This window comes from Aeromonas sanarellii (genome assembly GCF_000820085.1).
Classification (GTDB): Bacteria; Pseudomonadota; Gammaproteobacteria; order Enterobacterales; family Aeromonadaceae; genus Aeromonas; species Aeromonas sanarellii.
The window spans coordinates 61,316-77,159 of record NZ_CDBN01000021.1 but is presented as its reverse complement, the minus strand read 5'-3'; the positions used below and the strand labels follow the sequence as shown (position 1 = coordinate 77,159).

Here is a 15,844-nt window from a genome sequence, read left to right as displayed (position 1 = left end):
TGCCCTGTCCTTGTATAAAACCCCGCGCGATGCGGCTGACGAAAAGGAACACCGAAGATAACAGGTTCCTAGCCCGGATCAACCGAGGGCGGCCTCCCGCGGCGAGGGCCGCCCTCCGGTGCCCCTCGCGGCCCCTCTCCCTCCCCCTGGTCAAAATCACGGCAAAAAATCACTAATGCAATATTTAGTCTTGATTTGTGAATTAATTTTCATATATTGAGCAAATTGCTGCTTTTTTATGGAATGAAACACGTGCGTGAACGCGAACCCAGCCTGGTCCATGCCTTTCGGCAGTCCACCCCCTATGTCAACGTGCATCGGGGTGCCACCTTCGTCCTGATGATCGGCGGGGAAGCCATCTGCCACCCCAACTTTGCCAACATCGTCAGCGACATCGCCCTGCTGCAGACCCTCGGCATTCGCCTGGTGCTGGTGTTCGGCTCGCGGCCGCAAAATGACGAGGCCCTGGCCCGCGCCGGCATCCAGGCCCAGTACCACAGGCGGGTCCGGGTCACCGACGACCAGAGCTTCGCCATCATCAAGCAGGTGTGCGGCGGTCTGCAATACGACATCACGGCCCAGCTCTCCATGGGGCTGGCCAACACCCCCATGCAGGGGGCGCGCATCAGCGTGGTGAGCGGCAACTTCGTCACCGCCCAACCGCTGGGGGTCGACGACGGCATCGATTTTTGCCACAGCGGCCGGGTACGGCGCATCGACGTGGAGGGGATCACCCGCCAGCTGGATCAGCATGGCCTGGTGCTCATCTCCCCCATCGGCTGCTCGGTCACCGGCGAGAGCTTCAACCTGAGCTCGGAAGAGGTAGCCCGCCGGGTGGCGGTGGATCTGAAAGCGGACAAGCTCATCTGCTTCAGCAGCACCCAGGGGGTCATGGACAGACACGGAGAGGCCATCTCCGAGCTCTTCCCCGAGCAGGCCGAGGAGCTGCTGGCGGAGCTGGAGCAGGCGGGGGAAGAGATGTCCGGCACCGCCCGCTACCTGCGCGCGGCCATCGCCTCCTGCCGGGGTGGCGTGCCCCGCTCCCACCTGGTGAGCTATCAGGATGACGGCGCCATGCTGCAGGAGCTGTTCAGCCGCGAGGGCCTCGGCACCCAGATAGTGCGCGAAAGCGCCGAGCGGGCGCGGGCCGCCACCATAGAGGACATCGGCGGCATCCTGGATCTCATCCGCCCCCTGGAGGAGGAAGGCATACTGGTGCGCCGCTCCCGGGAGCAGCTGGAGATGGAGATAGACAAGTTCACCATCATAGAGCGCGACGGCCTCATCATCGGCTGCGCCGCCCTCTACTGCTTTATGGAGGAGGCGATGGCCGAGATGGCCTGCGTCGCCATTCACCCGGAGTACCGCAACTCCAACCGGGGCGACACCCTGATCGCCAAGGTGGCCGAGCGGGCCAAGCGGCTCGGCATCCGCCGCCTGTTCGTGCTCACTACCCGCTCCATCCACTGGTTCCGGGAGCGGGGCTTCGATCCCCTGGAGGTGGAGGATCTGCCGGTGGCGCGCCAGCGCCTCTACAACTGGCAGCGCCGCTCCAAGGTTTTGTCCAAGACCATTTCGTAACTTGTTGATCTTGTGTCTGGTTGCCGTCAATTGTGTACTTTTTTACAAACTCGATTGACAGTGCAATCCAGTGCAGGGTATTTGTACATGTACGCCACCCCAGGGTGGCACCAGAAGAGGAGCGCTGCCCAGGCAGCCCAAGGGAGGACACCAGAATCCGGTGAACTTGGGTCAGGGGGAGCAGCGCCGAGACGAGGCGAGTGACTGGACACCGCCACGTCGGCTGCGGGGGCTGAATCCCCCGGGTTGTCATCGGTCGTGTGCATCCCACAGGCATCCAGCAGGATCCTTGCGGGATGGGCACCACGGGTGGAGTGCTTCTGGCCGGGATCCTCACGTTTTCCTGCCATTTTTTGCCTCCTCCTCTCTTTTGCCCGATGAAACCGGATTTTCACCTTGAGACAGGAGTATGCAATGAACCTCATCAACGTCGCCAAGTTTGGCGGAACCAGCGTCGCCGATGCCGCGGCCATGAACCACTGCGCCGACGTGGTGCTGGCCAATCCGGCGACCCGGGTGGTGGTGCTGAGCGCCAGCGCCGGCGTCACCAACCTGCTGGTGAGCCTGGCCCAGGGCGAACTGGACGAAGCCGGGCAGGACACCCTGCTCGACAAGCTGACCGGGATCCAGCAGGCCATCCTGACCGCGCTCGGCAACCCGAGCGACGTGAGCGCCCTCATTCACGCCCAGCTCGGCGACATCCGCACCATGGCTCGCCAGGCCTGCCAGCACACCGACGCCGAGATTGCGGACAGGCTCATCGCCTGCGGCGAGCTGATGTCCACCCGCCTCTTCACCGAGCTGCTGCACCAGCGCGGCGTCAAGGCCCAGTGGCAGGATGCGCGCCAGCTGCTGCGCACCGACAGCCGCTTTGGCAAGGCCACCGTGGATCTCGCCGCGACCCGCGCGCTCTGCCAAGCCACGCTGGGCCCCCTGCTGGGTGACCACCTCGTCATCACCCAGGGCTTCATCGGTGCCGATGGCGACGGCCGTACCACCACCCTCGGCCGCGGCGGCTCCGACTACAGCGCGGCCCTGCTCGCCGAGGCGCTGGACGCAGGCAGCATAGAGATCTGGACCGACGTCCCCGGCATCTACACCACGGATCCGCGCCTGGTCACCCGGGCCCGCCCCATCCCCGAGATCAGCTTCGTGGAGGCGGCGGAGATGGCCACCTTCGGCGCCAAGGTGCTGCACCCGGCCACCCTGCAACCGGCCCTGCGCCAGGACATCCCGGTGTTCGTCGGCTCCGCCAGGGATCCGGCCGCCGGCGGCACCTGGATCCGCGCCAGCACCAGCACCAATCCCCTGTTCCGGGCCGTGGCCCTGCGCCGCCAGCAGGTGCTGGTCACCCTACACAGCCTCAACATGTTCCACGCCTACGGCTTCCTGGCCGAGGTGTTCGGCATCCTGGCCCGCCACCGCATCTCGGTGGATCTCATCACCACCTCCGAGGTGAGCGTATCGCTGACCCTGGATCACACCGGCAGCCAGAGCAACGGCGAACCCATCCTCAATGACAAGGTGCTGGCGGAGCTCGGCCAGCTGTGCAAGGTGGAGGTGGAGACCGGCTTCGCCCTGGTGGCCCTCATTGGCAACCGCATGAGCGAGGCGGCCGGGGTGGGCAGCCAGGTGTTCGACGCCATCCGCGAGCACAACATCCGGATGATCTGCTACGGCGCCAGCGCCCACAACCTCTGCTTCCTGGTGAAAGAGGACGAGGCGGGCCACATCGTCAACTGCCTGCACCGGGAGCTGCTCGACTGAGCAACGCTCTTCTCCTGGCCTGGACAAACCTGGCGGGCCCCCCTGCTTCCCTCGCGGGAGCAGGGGCTTGAGGGACATCCATCCTCCCTCTCTGGAGCCACCACGAGACCGACAACAAAGAGGGGCGCCGCGGCGCCCCTCTTGTCGTTCAGGTATGCCCTAGGATCGCGCGGGCGGCAGCAGGTTGGCCCGGATCTGCTCGCGCAGCCCCCCCAGCCGCTGCAACAGACCGGCCTGACCGAGCCCGGCCTCATCGTGCTCCAGGTTCTCGGCAAGCGCCGGGAAGTGATCCCGCACCGCCAGCTCCAGCCAGTCGAGGCGGCGCAGGGTGAGCGGGCCGCAGCTCTTGCCGCTGAGATCGTCCTGGATGTCGAGCCGGTGGCTGCGGTACATGTCGCGCCACCAGTTGGCCGCCAGCGCCTCGTCGCTTGCCAGCGCCGCACTCCACTCCCCCACCAGCCCCTGCATGCGGGCCAGCACGGGGGCGCTCGCCCCCTCTCGCGACAGGTATTGCAGCTCCCCCTTCGCCCAGGCGAAGCAGAGCTCGCGCCAGTGGCGAAACAGCGGCAGGGGGTCGGCCACATCCAGCCAGAGCCCGGAGAGGGTGCGGGTCTCGAGCCGCTCCGGCACGTGGAAGCCGGGGTCGGTGAGACCGTTGGAGTTGAATTCGTGCAGGGGATCGAAGGGCCACATGTAGCCAAAGTCGAACACCGAGATCTGCTGACCGTCGTCGAGCAGGTTGCCCGGGCTCGGATCCCAGTCAAACCAGCCCCAGCGTGCCAGCTCGGCCTCCACCGCCAGCATCTGCGCCAGGTTGCGCTTGCAGAGCTCGCGCACCGGCTCGCCCCGCAGCCAGGGGGAGACCAGCACCCCGGCCCGGGCTGAGCCGAAGCTGGTACAGACCACGTTGGCGAGGATGGTGGGGTGCAATTCCCGCAGGGACTCGATCTCCCGGCGGCGCTCCAGCTCGGTGAGAAAGGCGGTCTTGCCGTCCACATTGGCCACCAGGGAGTCCTGCCGGCACCGTTTCAGGCACCAGTGATGGCCCTCCACCTTGAGATGAAACACCTCGGCGGTGAGTCCGTGGCCATAGGCCCTGATCACCGCCGGGTGATCCTCGGTCAGCCTGATGAGCTGGGCCAGCGGCAAGGGACAGTCCCGCTCCCGCCCGATCCGGATCTCTTCTTTGTTCTCCAGCATCTGGAGCAACCTGGCCTGACGCGCCGCAACCTTGGGATTCATACATGTACCTCCAACCGTTGCTCTGAGACTAAACAGCGGTACGGCGGCAGACCAGCGGCAAAGCCCCATGATGACGCTTTCATCACAGAATGAGCCCCCCTGGCGGATCGGGATCACATTTTGCAAGTCACGGTCGTCACGAAATATTCATCCCCTTGTCATTGAATTGACATCGAGGAACAAGCCCCTCACCATCTGGTCAAAATAGATGCAGCGTTGCTGCCGTGCCCGCTCCAAGGATGAGCCCCTATGAATGCCCCCGTCTCCGGTCACTGCCCCTCCCCGTCCCGGCCCCTGGCCGGATGGCTGCTTGGGGGACTGACCGCCCTGCTGCTGCTGACCCTGACCCTGCCGCTGCTCAACCCCGTCGGTTGGCTCGGGCGGGCGCAACCGCTGATCCTGGGGCCCGCGGATCAGCCCATCGCCACCCTCTCCCGCTACAGCCTGCTCTACAAGAGCGACAGCCGTGGCCTCTATCTGGTGGTACGCAGCCAGTGGCAACTGTTGAAGCCGCTGCAGGAGGGGGACAAGGTGCGAGTGGAGCTGCTCAACGACAGGGGTGTTCGCATCGATCAGCTGAGCCAGGCGGCAGAGAAGCGCCAGAAGTGCCGCCAGGAGCGCTGCACCCTGGATCTCAACAGTGCGCTGCGGGCGCCGGATGATGCCCTGGACAGCCGCTATCAGCTGCGCATCGGCCTCTTGCTGAAAGATCGGCCGCAGAGCGGGGAGTACAGCCAGATCCTGCAGACCCTGCCGGAACGCGGCTTCAACCTGACCTATCTGATGACCAGCCTGCTGCTGGTGCTGCTGATGAGCGCCGCCATGCTCAGGGTGTTGATGCCGCGGCTGCGCCGCAGCTACCGCTCGCGGATCCTCGGCAGCCTGCTGCTCGGCAACCTCACCTTCGTGCTGCTGCACGGCTTCGTGGTGTTCAAGCTGGGGGAGTTTCTGTTCTGGTCCGGCTTTCGGCCTGAACACTACTATCTCGCCTGGGGCAGCATGGTGCTGGGCTGGAGCCTGTGCGCCCTCGCGGGCTTCAACCTCTACATGGGGCTGGTCTTTACCGCCCTCTCAGGCATAGGCCTGCTGGCGAACTTCATGAAGATCGCCATCTACGGGGTGCCGCTCGGGGGGGACGATCTCGGCAACCTGCTGGCCCTGCTCCACATCCTGCTGGATCAACACCCGGTGCTGCCGGTGCTGGCCGTGCTGGGGCTGCTGTACCTGTGCTGGCGCTTCGCCCTGTCCCGCTGGATCCTGCGCACGGCCGCCGCCACCGCCGCCTTCTTCGCCCTGTGCGTGTTCGCCACCCAGACCGGCAACAAGCTGCTCGGGGCGAACATCCGCTACGTCGACAGGGCGGTGAACTACCACAGGGACATCATCCGTGCCGGTCCCGGCCTCTACCTGTTCAACCTGGTGGACGAGATGCTGCAAAGCGGCAACGTCTTTCGCTACCCCCTGCAGATCAACGAGCGCACTCCCGAGCTCAGCCAGCCGGCCCTGGGCCAGCCACCGCGCTTCGATCTGGTGATAGTGCTGCAATACGAGTCGCTCTGGCTCGACTGGCAGGGCCGGATCTGCGCCCCCGCCCCCACCCTGAACCTGCCCGCCGGGGTGGCGCAGTGGCACAAGACCATCCACTCCCCCACCACGGGGGGCATGACGGTGCTGGCGGAGTTCGAGATGAACACCGGGCTGCCGGCGGGCCTGCTCAAGCAGGGGGTGGTGCCCTACTACTACCTGTCAAACCAGGTGCCCGGGCTGGCCCAGAGCGCGAAGCAGAGCGGCTACCAGACCCTGTTCGCCCACCCCTATGTGGAGAAATTCTGGGGCCGTGCCAAGGCGATCCCGTCGCTCGGCTACGAGGAGCGCTGGTTCGACACCCGCTTCACCAGCCTGGAGCACAAGGGGCTCTATATCTCGGACGATGCCCTCATCGATCACCTGCTGAAACGCACGGCGCAGGACGACGGGCCCCTCTTCGCCTACGCGGTCACCATGCAGGGGCACGGCCCCTTCGACGGGGATCGCTATCGGGCCCAGCAGATCGATCGGGCCTGCCCGGATCAGAGCCCGGCGGAGCGGCAGCTGCTCAACACCTACTACACCGGGGTGGTGGATGCCATGGCCTCCCTGGAGCGGCTGCTCAAGACGCTCGATCGCTCCGGCAAGCGCTACCTGGTGGTGGCCTTCGGGGATCACCAACCCTTCCTGATGTCGGCGGGCAAGGGCATCCACGGCGCCAAGCCGCCCCGGGACGCCGCCTACCAGATCCCCATGATGGCCTTCACCCGCGCCGATGAGGGGCTCGATCTCGCCCGCCAGTTCGCCCCGGTGCGCCAGCTCTACCAGATGGGTCAGGCCACCCGAGCGCTGCTGGCGGGGGACTTCACCCCCATAGAGGACAAGCCCCTGCTGCACCCTGTGCTCGGGGAGGAGAAGGGCTTCGACCCCTCCCCCCTGGTGCCACAGATCCGCGCCAGCTTCCGGGCCGATGCCCTGCCTTGAGCCCTGCTACCGCGGCACATAGACAAAGAGGTCGCCTGGGCGACCTCTTTGTCTATGTGCCGATGCGACTATGGCAGCCGGGGCTGGCTCACTCGCCGAGCCAGGGCTCCAACAGGGTCAGGCTCTGGCCATCGAGATCCAGCTCGGCCTGGATGCCGAGCGGCAGCGTCAGCATGGGGTGGGTGTGGGCACAGTCGAACTCCGCCTGTATGGGGAAGCCCGGCTCCCCCACCACCTCCAGCAGGATATCGAGGGGCCGCTTGCCGCTGCCCTGGCTGTTGAACTGCTCATGTTTCCCGAGGATCAGACCGCCAATCAGATCAAAGACACCGCATAGCTTGAGATGGGCAAAGGCCCGCTCCACCGTCTCGGCTGACTTGAGGCTGTCTTCGAGCAGTAGAATGTCCCCCTGTTTGATCTGCGGCATATAGGGGGAGCCCCAGATCCCCGCCATTGTGTTGAGGTTGCCGCCCATCAGCCGGCCCCGCACCCTGCCCGCTCCCACCGAGACTAACCGATTGGGATGGCACCGTTTGGCACGCGTCTGGTGCTCCCAATCGAGCCGCTCCTCGCTCCAGTGCGTCGGTGTCGGCAGCCGGTGGGGCACCTCTGCACCACCGGCCATGCAGATCGGCAGGAAGCCGGCCAGGGTCTCGTCCACCAGCGGGGGCAACTCGCCGAACGAGGCCACCAGCGCCGGACCGTAGAAGGTGACCAGCCCGGTTCTGGCGTGGATGCCGAGCAACAGCGCCGTCACGTCGGAGTAGCCGATGAGGATCTTGGGATCCCGTTTCAGCGCCTCGTAATCCAGATAGGGCAGCAGGGAGTTGGAATTGTTGCCGCCGATGACCGACATGATGGCGCGCACCTGCGGGTCGCGGATCAGCGCGTTGAGCTCGGCGGCCCGCGCCGCGATGGAGCCGGAGCGCCAGTGATCCTGCGCACCGGTCAGGGCGCCGGCCTTGAGCCCGAAGCCTTGCGCGGCCAGGAAGTGCTGTGCGCGTTCGAAACGGTGGGGGGCCCAGGCGGTCGCTGCGCTGGAAGGAGAGAAAAAACCTATGGTGTCACCGGGTTTGAGCCCCGGCGGCCTGAGTAAGGTCATGGATAGATCTCTGTAGCCAAGAGGGGGCGCCGGGAAAACCCAGGTAAGAGGTCTCATCCTAATCCATCTCTCATTCACCAGACCAGTGGAAAACACGCACAAAAAAGCCGATCTCAGGATCGGCTCGGGGCGCTGGCTGGCAAGGGGTGAAAACGGGCTCACACCACCACGGCGGTGCCGCTGATGCTGACCATCAGCATGCTGCCGTTCTGGCCCACCACCTCGTAGTCGATGTCGATGCCGACCACGGCGTTGGCCCCCAGGGCGGCGGCACGCTCCCTGAGCTCCTCGAAGGCGATCTCCCGGGCCCGGGCCAGCTCCTTTTCATAGGCGCCGGAGCGACCGCCGATGATGTCGCGGATGCCTGCGAACAGATCCTTGAAGATGTTGGCGCCGAGGATGGCTTCGCCCACGACGATGCCGCGGTACTCGCGAATGCTCTTGCCTTCCAGGGTGGGGGTGGTTGAGAGGATCATCTTGCGCTCCTTGGGGTGAAAACGGGTTTCAGACTACCCCAAACCGTCGCCAAGGGACATCCCCCTGCCGCGCCACTTCGGGATCTGCCGCACCGCTTCGGCCATAAAAAAGGAGAGGCCTGGCCTCTCCTTCTGATCTGAGTGTCTACCAATACCGCTCAGTGCAGCTTCATGCTCGGGCGCAGCACCCGGTTGATGCGGCCCACCAGCATGATGAGGCCGGTCTTGATGTAGCCGTGCAGGGCCACCTGGTGCATCCGGTACAGGGAGATGTAGACGAGGCGGGCGATGTAGCCCTCCACCATCATGGAGCCCCGCATCAGGTTGCCCATCAGGCTGCCCACGGTGGAGAAGCGGCTCAAGGAGACCAGGGAGCCGTGATCGTGGTAGCGGTAGGGCTTCATCTCGCCGCCGTTCATCTTGGCCAGGATGTTCTTGAACGCCTGGGTCGCCATCTGGTGGGCGGACTGGGCGCGCGGCGGCACGAACTTGCCGTCCGGTTGCGGGCAGGCGGCGCAGTCGCCGATGACGAAGATGTTCTCGTCGCGGGTGGTCTGCAGGGTCTCGTGCACCACCAGCTGGTTGATGCGGTTGGTCTCGAGGCCCGCGATCTCCTTCATGAAGTCCGGCGCCTTGATGCCCGCGGCCCACACCATGAGGTCTGCTTCAATCAGCTCCCCATCCTTGGTGTGCAGACCCTCGGCGGTCGCTTCGGTGATCATGGTGGCGGTGCGCACGTCCACGCCCAGTTTCACCAGCTCCTGGTGGGCGGAGCCGCTGATGCGCTCCGGCAGGGCCGGCAGGATGCGGGGGCCCGCTTCCACCAGGGTCACCTTGAGGCTGTCGGTGGTGAGATTCTTGAAGCCGTAGGCATAGAGCTGCTCCACCGCGTTGTAGAGCTCGGCGGAGAGTTCGACGCCGGTGGCGCCGCCGCCGACGATGGCGATCTTCACCTTGTCACCGGGCTGGTATTCGGTGGCGAACTGCAGGAAGCGGTTCATCATGCTGTTGTAGAAGCGGTGCGCCTGGGAGGGGCTGTCCAGGAAGATGCAGTGATCCTTGATGCCCTTGGTGTTGAAGTCGTTGGAGACGGAGCCGATGGCCATCACCAGGATGTCGTAAGGGACTTCCCGCTCGTTGACCACCAGGGCGCCACTGTCGTCGTGGATGGGGGCCAGCACGATGCGCTTCTCGTCGCGCTTGATGTCGGTCAGGCTGCCGAGCTGGAATTCGAAGCCGTGGTTCTTGGCGTGGGACTGGTAGCTCAGGGCATCGATGCCCGCATCCATGGAGCCGGTGGCCACTTCGTGCAGCAGGGGTTTCCACAGGTGGGTGCGGTTGCGATCCACCAGGGTGACCTTGGCCTTGTTCTTCTTGCCCAGCTTGCGACCCAGGCTGGTCGCAAGCTCGAGACCGCCGGCGCCACCGCCTACAACGACAATATTCATCATGATGATTTTCCTTGGTTCCTCAAAACGAAAGGGAGCCATTGGCTCCCTAAAACGAAATCGGTTGACGTGATGGCTCAGGCTTCCTTGAAGGCCTTCATCCGTTGCAGATGGTGCGAGATGTTCTTGAACTTATGGGTCTCGCGCTCATCCCATACGATGTCGTAATAGTTCTTCAATTCACGTTCAGTGTCCCGATTATCGCGGATTTCATCCCGGACGGAAAGGATGCACAGGCAGTTTCCTGAATTTTTATTACGAAATTCGGTTACACACTTGGTGCCGATGTCCTCGTACTCCTCCGGCCTGTCGATCTTGCCCTGCATGTTCTCTTCCGGGTGCAGATTGGGGTTGAAGATCACCTGCTTGATGCCGCACAGAAACCCGATCCGCTCGCTCCAGTAGCCGCCAAGCCCCACGCCGCAGATGAGGGGCTTGGGGTCCGTGCTCATGTCGAGCTGTTTCTTCACTTCCTTGAGCAGGTGGCTCATGTCGTGGCGGGGATGAACCGTGCTGTAGTGCACGAAGCGCACATCATCATCGATAAACTGCAACTGCAGCACTTTTTCATGATTGCCGGGGCTGGTGGCATCGAAGCCATGCAGATAGATGATCATGGACAAGACCTCAAAAACTGTGTCGGTTCTATCGAAACTACCCCAGCGACAGGGCCTTGCGCCACCAAAACATCTGACTTTCTTGCTTTGGATCACGCCCGTCCGGGCCGGAAAACCGCGGGACAGAACCCTTTGCCCCGCCATGCCCCTGCAAGGAACATGGCGGGAACCGGGTCTGTCGTGACTCAGCCGCCGCTTTGGGCGAAGCGCTCCACCGCGCCGGCCACCAGGGCCAGGCTCCCCTGCCAGAAGGCGCTCTGGCGAATGTCCTGCCCCAGGTGTTTCTCCACCAGCGCCTCGGCGCTCATGCGGCCGGTGTCCCGCAGCAGGGCGCGATAGGCCCCGGCTACGTTCTCCTCCCCCGCCGCCTGGCGGCCCATCAGCTGCTGATAGACCCCGAGGCTGAACAGATAGCCAAAGAGATAGGGGTAGTTGTAAAAGCCGAAGCCAGCGATGGAGAAGTGCGCCTTGGCGGCCCAGAACATAGGGTGATAGCGGCTGAGGCTCTTTTCATACCAGCGTCCCCAGGCCTCGTCGGTCAGCGCCTTGAGCCGCGCCGGCGAGACATAGCCCGACTCGCGTTCGGCCACCAGGGCGCGCTCGAAGTCGAAGCGGGCCGGGATGTTGACCAGGAAGGTGGCGGCGCCGTCGGCCTCCGCCCAGGCGATGGCAAGGCGCTCCTCGGGGCTCTGCGCCTGCTCGAACAGGGCGCTGCGCACCAGGGTCTCGGCGAAGATGGAGGCGGTCTCGGCGAGCGTCATGGGGTAGCTGCGCTGGCTCATGGGCAAGTCCCGGATGAGCCAGTTGTGCCAGGCGTGCCCCAGCTCGTGGGCGAGCGTGATGACGTTGTCCATGGTGCCCGCATAGGTGATGAAGACCCGCGGCTCCACCGGCTCGGCAAACTTGGTGCAATAGGCACCGGTGCGCCGGTTCGGGGTGGGGGCGGCATCGATCCAGCCGCGCTCGGCCATCATGCGGGCAAAGTCACCCATCTCGGGGTCGAAGCGGGCGAAGGCCTCGGCGATGATCCCGATCGCTTCCTCGAAGGGGATCTCCCGGCGGCTGGCGGCGGGGGGCGGCGCAAACAGATCCTCGGGCCCCAGCACCTCGAGGCCGAGGCGCCCGGCCATCAACCCCAGGGCCCGCTGGCCCAGGTGGCGGGCCTGCCAGGTCTCCTGCATCAGGGTATCCAGGGTCGCCCGCTCGATGTGGCTCTGGTGGCAGGAGAGATCCAGGGCATCGAGGGTCCGAACCTTGCCGCGCTGGCGCGAGAGCTCCAGGCGCCAGCCGTTGAGGGCGTTGAGGATGGCGGCCACCGTCTCCTGCTCCCCCTCCCAACCGGCGCTGATGGCATCGAAGGCCTCTTTGCGCAGGGCCCGATCCGGGCTGGAGAGCAGGTTGCTCGCCTCTGCCAGCCCCATCTCGCGGCCGTCGATCACCAACCGGATCTTGCCCACCAGATCGTTGTAGAGGTTGCCCCAGGCGTGCAGGCCGTCGGTGCCCAGGCCGATGACCAGTTGCTCCGCCTCCACCGGCAGGCGCTGATCCTGCAATCGGCGCTCATGGCGCAGCCGGTACGCCTCCTCCCCCAGCAGGGGATCGGCCATCAGCTGCTCAAACTCGGGCGCAGGTAGCGCCAGCATCAGATCGTCGATGGGGGCAAGCGTCTTGAACAGATCGGCGTTGAGGGCGCGGGCGCGGGAGGCCTGCTGCTTGGCCAGCCCGTCCCGGGCATCCTGGCTCCCCTTGCAGGCCGCCAGCACGGCGATGTTCCAGCCGATGTCGCGAATGCGCCGGGCCCGCAGGCGCACTTCCCGCAGGAAGTCCTGCAGGGCCGGCAGGCTGGTTTGCGCCTGCGCCAGCCCCTCGATAAAGCCGCCAAGCTCCGCCAGGCTGGCGCGGGCCAGGCTCATGTCCGCCTCCAGCACGCTGCTGTCGAGGGAGGGGTAGATATGCTCATTTTGCCACTGCTGTGGGTAGACTCGTTGTTGCATCGAACGCTCATCGTCAGGGACGGGCCAGGCCCGTCGTGAAACCGGGGTGACCCGAGGGCCACGAACTTCGCGGGCTGGCCTCACACCAGCCGCTCGAGGCGCTCCACCGCCTCTTCCACATAACGCAGGCTCTCCTGCCAGAACCCGGGCGCACGGATGTCGACCCCCAGGTGCTTCTCCACCAGCGCCTCGGCGCTCATGCGGCCGGTATCTTGCAGCAGGGCGCGATAGGCGGGGACAAACGCCCGCCCGGCCCGCGCCTGCTGGGCATAGAGCCCCAGGCTGAAGAGATAGCCAAACAGATAGGGGTAGTTGTAGAACCCGGACTCGGCGATGGAGAAATGGCCCTTGCTGGCCCAAAACAGCTCGTCATACTGGCTGAGGGCGTCACCATACCACTGCTGCTGCGCCGATTTCATCATCTCCCGCAGCTGGCCCGCCCCCACATACCCCTGCTCCCGCGCCGCCACCAGGGCCCGCTCGAAGGTGAACCGGGCTGGGATATCGAGCAGCAGGCTCGCAGCCCGCTCCCCGTCCAGCCAGGCGATGGCCCGGCGCTGCTCCACCTTGTCGGTGGCGGCCAGCAGGGCATCGCGCACCAGGGTCTCGGCAAAGAGGGAGGCGGTCTCCGCCAGCGTCCTGGGGTAGTCGCGCTGCTCCAGGGGCAGGTCTCGCAAGAGCCAGCTGTGCCAGGCGTGGCCCAGCTCGTGGGCCAGGGTGATGACGTTGTCCATGGTCCCCTCGAAGGTGAGGAAGACACGCGGCTCCGGCGGGTCGGCATACTCGGTGCTGTAGGCGCCACTGCGTCTGTGGTCGCTCGGGGCGGCATCTATCCAGCCCCGATCCGCCATCATGCGGGCGAAGGCCCCCATCTCGGGATCGAAGGCCGCAAAGGCCTCCACCACCAGAGCCAGCGCCTGCTCGAAGCTCATCCTGCCTTGCACGGCGAGCGGGGCCGGGGCATAGAGATCCCAGGGGGCAAAATCGGTGATCTGCCGGGCACAGGCCATGGCCCGCAGGGCGCGGCGCCCCAGCGCCTTGTGCTCGTCGGCCGCCACCATCAGGGTCTCCAGGGTGGCGCCCGTGAGGTGCTCCTGATGGCAGGAGACCGCCAGGGCATCCAGCCTGCCTCCCCTGCCGCGCTGACGGACGATCTCGTTGCGCCAGCCGTTGATGGCGTTGAGGATGGCGGCCACCGTCTCCTGCTCCGCGGCCCAGGCGGTCTGGATGGCGTGCCAGGCGGCGGCGCGGCGTGCCCTGTCCGGGTGGGCGAGCAGGTTGTCCGCCTGGGCCAGCCCCATGGGAACCCCCTCCACCACCGGCATCAGCCGGCCCACCAGGTTGTCGTAGAGATCCCCCCACCCCTGCAGGCCGTCCACCGCCAGCCCCTCGATGAGCTGCTCGCTCTCGAGCGACAGCCACTGACCCTGCTGCGCCCTGTCGTGATGGATGTGGTAGGCCAGCTCGAACAGCTCGGGATCCTGCAGCAGGGTGCGCACCAGCGCCTCGGGGGCACGCACCCAGAACAGGGCCACCGGCTTGCAGCGCTGGGCCAGGGTCGCCTGCAGCTGCTGGCCCCGGGAGAGCAGCACCCTGGCGGCCTCGTCGCGACCGTCCCGGCTGAGGCGGTTGTAGCCATAGGTCTGGCTGTTCCAGGCCAGGGTCTTCACCCCATTGGCCTGGCGTCGGATGGCCCGCAGCAGGTGGCGCAGGGCGTTGGGGTCAGGGATGGGGTGAGCGGGATCCGGCAGGTCAGCCAGCAGGGCGTCGAGCCCGGTGAGGGCGCGGGCGGCCTGCGAGAAAGCGGCGTCGATGGCCGTATCGTCGGGGGCGGCATAGATGTGATCATCCTGCCAAACGGGTGGTTTCATGGTTGTCCTTGTCTGTTTGCGTCCATATCGGGGCCCCGCCTCTGCGGGCGGGTGACAGCCCGGATAGTACGAAGGGGGCCAGGCACTTGCCTAGCCCCCATTCGAGGCAACCGGAATCACGAGGAAGGCGCGGTGCGACGGCCCCTGTCGGCTGCCCCGCACAACAACGCCTTACTTGGCGGGTTTGAGCTTGCTCACCAGGGTCATGGCCAGCACCAGCAGCAGGCCAGCCAGCCCCCCCACCAGGGCGTTCAGCAGGGTCGGCGTCACCAGGGCGAGGGCCGCCCCCATGCCGGGCAGGGAGGCGACAGCCGCCGCGGCCCCCTCGATCAGGTGGTGGACGAAGGGCCAGCCGTGGACCAGGATGCCGCCGCCGACCATGAACATGGCGATGGTGCCGACCAGGGCCAGCAGGTGCATCAGGCGCGGCGCCGTGACCAGCAGACCTCGCCCCAGGGCGCGGCGCAGGGCACTGGCATCGGGGGCCTGCAGCAGGTGCAGGCCGATGTCGTCCAGCTTGACGATGAGCCCCACCAGGCCGTAAACGCCTATGGTCATCAGCAGGGCGATGCCCGCCACCACGGCGATCTGCAGCCCCAGGCTCGACCCCTGTACGGTGCCGAGGGCGATGACGATGATCTCGGCGGAGAGGATGAAGTCGGTGCGGATGGCCCCCTTGATCTTCTGCTGCTCGAAGGCCGCCAGATCGTCGGGGATGGGGACGGCCTGGGACTCCTCTCCGGCCTCATGGGGCAGGAACTTGTGCGCCAGCTTCTCGGCCCCCTCGAAACAGAGGTAGGCCCCCCCCAGCATCAGCAGCGGGGTGATGAGCCAGGGCACCAGGGCGCTGATGGCGATGGCGGCAGGCACCAGGATGAGCTTGTTGCGAAACGACCCCTTGGCCACCGCCCACACCACGGGCAGCTCCCGCTCGGCCCGCACCCCGGAGACCTGCTCCGCATTGAGGGCGAGATCGTCCCCCAGCACCCCGGCGGTCTTCTTCGCCGCCATCTTGGTCATCAGCGCCACGTCATCGAGCACGCTAGCAATATCGTCGAGCAGGGCCAACAAACTGGTTCCGGCCATATCAGAGAATCCTTATGTCAGTGGAAGAGAGCTTCCCGAAGCACACCGCGCCCTTGTTGGCCACGACCTTGGTCATCAGCGCCACGTCGCCCGGCACGCTGGCAATGTCGCCCGGCAGGACCGGCAAGGGTTCCGGCCGAAGGGGGATC

At 65.8% G+C, this 15,844-nt stretch carries 11 protein-coding genes and 1 riboswitch; of the genes, 3 read left to right on the top strand and 8 right to left on the bottom strand.

Features of this window, described 5'->3' with window-relative positions; translation table 11 throughout:
* Window positions 1–252 precede the first annotated feature (252 nt).
* Entirely contained in the window at window positions 253–1,581 is a 1,329-nt protein-coding gene (gene argA / locus BN1132_RS03985) for an amino-acid N-acetyltransferase (protein ID WP_042075580.1), read from the top strand.
* Between the two features lie 106 nt (window positions 1,582–1,687).
* Window positions 1,688–1,909: riboswitch (Lysine riboswitch) on the top strand.
* An 86-nt stretch (window positions 1,910–1,995) separates the two neighbouring features.
* On the top strand, window positions 1,996–3,348 hold the full coding sequence (gene lysC, locus BN1132_RS03980; RefSeq protein WP_042075227.1) for a lysine-sensitive aspartokinase 3: 1,353 nt from the start codon (window positions 1,996–1,998) through the stop codon (window positions 3,346–3,348).
* 159 nt (window positions 3,349–3,507) lie between these two features.
* On the opposite strand, the gene BN1132_RS03975 is transcribed toward lysC, so the two are convergent.
* Window positions 3,508–4,590, bottom strand: a complete 1,083-nt coding sequence (locus tag BN1132_RS03975; protein WP_042075224.1) for a protein kinase family protein — start codon at window positions 4,588–4,590, stop codon at window positions 3,508–3,510.
* Between the two features lie 249 nt (window positions 4,591–4,839).
* Between BN1132_RS03975 and BN1132_RS03970 the strand changes: the two genes are divergently transcribed.
* Window positions 4,840–7,101: an LTA synthase family protein gene (locus tag BN1132_RS03970; protein ID WP_042075222.1), complete on the top strand. Its 2,262-nt coding sequence runs from the start codon at window positions 4,840–4,842 to the stop codon at window positions 7,099–7,101.
* A gap of 88 nt (window positions 7,102–7,189) precedes the next feature.
* Here the strand turns inward: BN1132_RS03970 and BN1132_RS03965 are convergent, their stop codons facing one another.
* The 7 genes from BN1132_RS03965 to BN1132_RS03935 form a co-directional block, all read right to left on the bottom strand.
* Window positions 7,190–8,203 (bottom strand): S66 family peptidase, encoded by a 1,014-nt coding sequence (locus BN1132_RS03965; RefSeq protein ID WP_042075220.1) that lies wholly within the window; start codon window positions 8,201–8,203, stop codon window positions 7,190–7,192.
* Window positions 8,204–8,361: 158 nt separating this feature from the next.
* On the bottom strand, window positions 8,362–8,679 hold the full coding sequence (locus BN1132_RS03960; protein WP_042075218.1) for a heavy metal-binding domain-containing protein: 318 nt from the start codon (window positions 8,677–8,679) through the stop codon (window positions 8,362–8,364).
* 158 nt (window positions 8,680–8,837) lie between these two features.
* On the bottom strand, window positions 8,838–10,130 hold the full coding sequence (locus BN1132_RS03955) for an NAD(P)/FAD-dependent oxidoreductase (RefSeq protein WP_042075216.1): 1,293 nt from the start codon (window positions 10,128–10,130) through the stop codon (window positions 8,838–8,840).
* Between the two features lie 74 nt (window positions 10,131–10,204).
* The gene (gene ycfP / locus BN1132_RS03950; RefSeq protein ID WP_042075214.1) at window positions 10,205–10,744 is read right to left on the bottom strand and encodes an alpha/beta hydrolase YcfP; all 540 of its coding nucleotides are present in this window, start codon (window positions 10,742–10,744) and stop codon (window positions 10,205–10,207) included.
* A 185-nt stretch (window positions 10,745–10,929) separates the two neighbouring features.
* A complete protein-coding gene (locus tag BN1132_RS03945; RefSeq protein WP_042075212.1) occupies window positions 10,930–12,738 on the bottom strand; it encodes a M3 family oligoendopeptidase in 1,809 nt (602 codons plus the stop codon).
* Between the two features lie 80 nt (window positions 12,739–12,818).
* Window positions 12,819–14,609 carry a M3 family oligoendopeptidase gene (locus tag BN1132_RS03940; protein ID WP_042075211.1) on the bottom strand — a complete coding sequence of 597 codons (1,791 nt, stop codon included), beginning with the start codon at window positions 14,607–14,609 and terminating at the stop codon, window positions 12,819–12,821.
* 171 nt (window positions 14,610–14,780) lie between these two features.
* Complete coding sequence (locus BN1132_RS03935; protein ID WP_042075209.1) at window positions 14,781–15,695, bottom strand: DUF808 domain-containing protein; 915 nt, start codon at window positions 15,693–15,695, stop codon at window positions 14,781–14,783.
* Between the last annotated feature and the right edge of the window lie 149 nt (window positions 15,696–15,844).

Bases quoted from the DNA above. Each gene is read 5' to 3' on its own strand.
- BN1132_RS03975 (WP_042075224.1), bottom strand. From the start codon at position 4,590: ATGAATCCCAAGGTTGCGGCGCGTCAGGCCAGGTTGCTCCAGATGCTG.
- BN1132_RS03965 (WP_042075220.1), bottom strand. From the start codon at position 8,203: ATGACCTTACTCAGGCCGCCGGGGCTCAAACCCGGTGACACCATAGGT.
- BN1132_RS03945 (WP_042075212.1), bottom strand. From the start codon at position 12,738: ATGCAACAACGAGTCTACCCACAGCAGTGGCAAAATGAGCATATCTAC.
- BN1132_RS03960 (WP_042075218.1), bottom strand. From the start codon at position 8,679: ATGATCCTCTCAACCACCCCCACCCTGGAAGGCAAGAGCATTCGCGAG.
- BN1132_RS03970 (WP_042075222.1), top strand. From the start codon at position 4,840: ATGAATGCCCCCGTCTCCGGTCACTGCCCCTCCCCGTCCCGGCCCCTG.
- BN1132_RS03935 (WP_042075209.1), bottom strand. From the start codon at position 15,695: ATGGCCGGAACCAGTTTGTTGGCCCTGCTCGACGATATTGCTAGCGTG.
- lysC (WP_042075227.1), top strand. From the start codon at position 1,996: ATGAACCTCATCAACGTCGCCAAGTTTGGCGGAACCAGCGTCGCCGAT.
- ycfP (WP_042075214.1), bottom strand. From the start codon at position 10,744: ATGATCATCTATCTGCATGGCTTCGATGCCACCAGCCCCGGCAATCAT.
- BN1132_RS03940 (WP_042075211.1), bottom strand. From the start codon at position 14,609: ATGAAACCACCCGTTTGGCAGGATGATCACATCTATGCCGCCCCCGAC.
- BN1132_RS03955 (WP_042075216.1), bottom strand. From the start codon at position 10,130: ATGATGAATATTGTCGTTGTAGGCGGTGGCGCCGGCGGTCTCGAGCTT.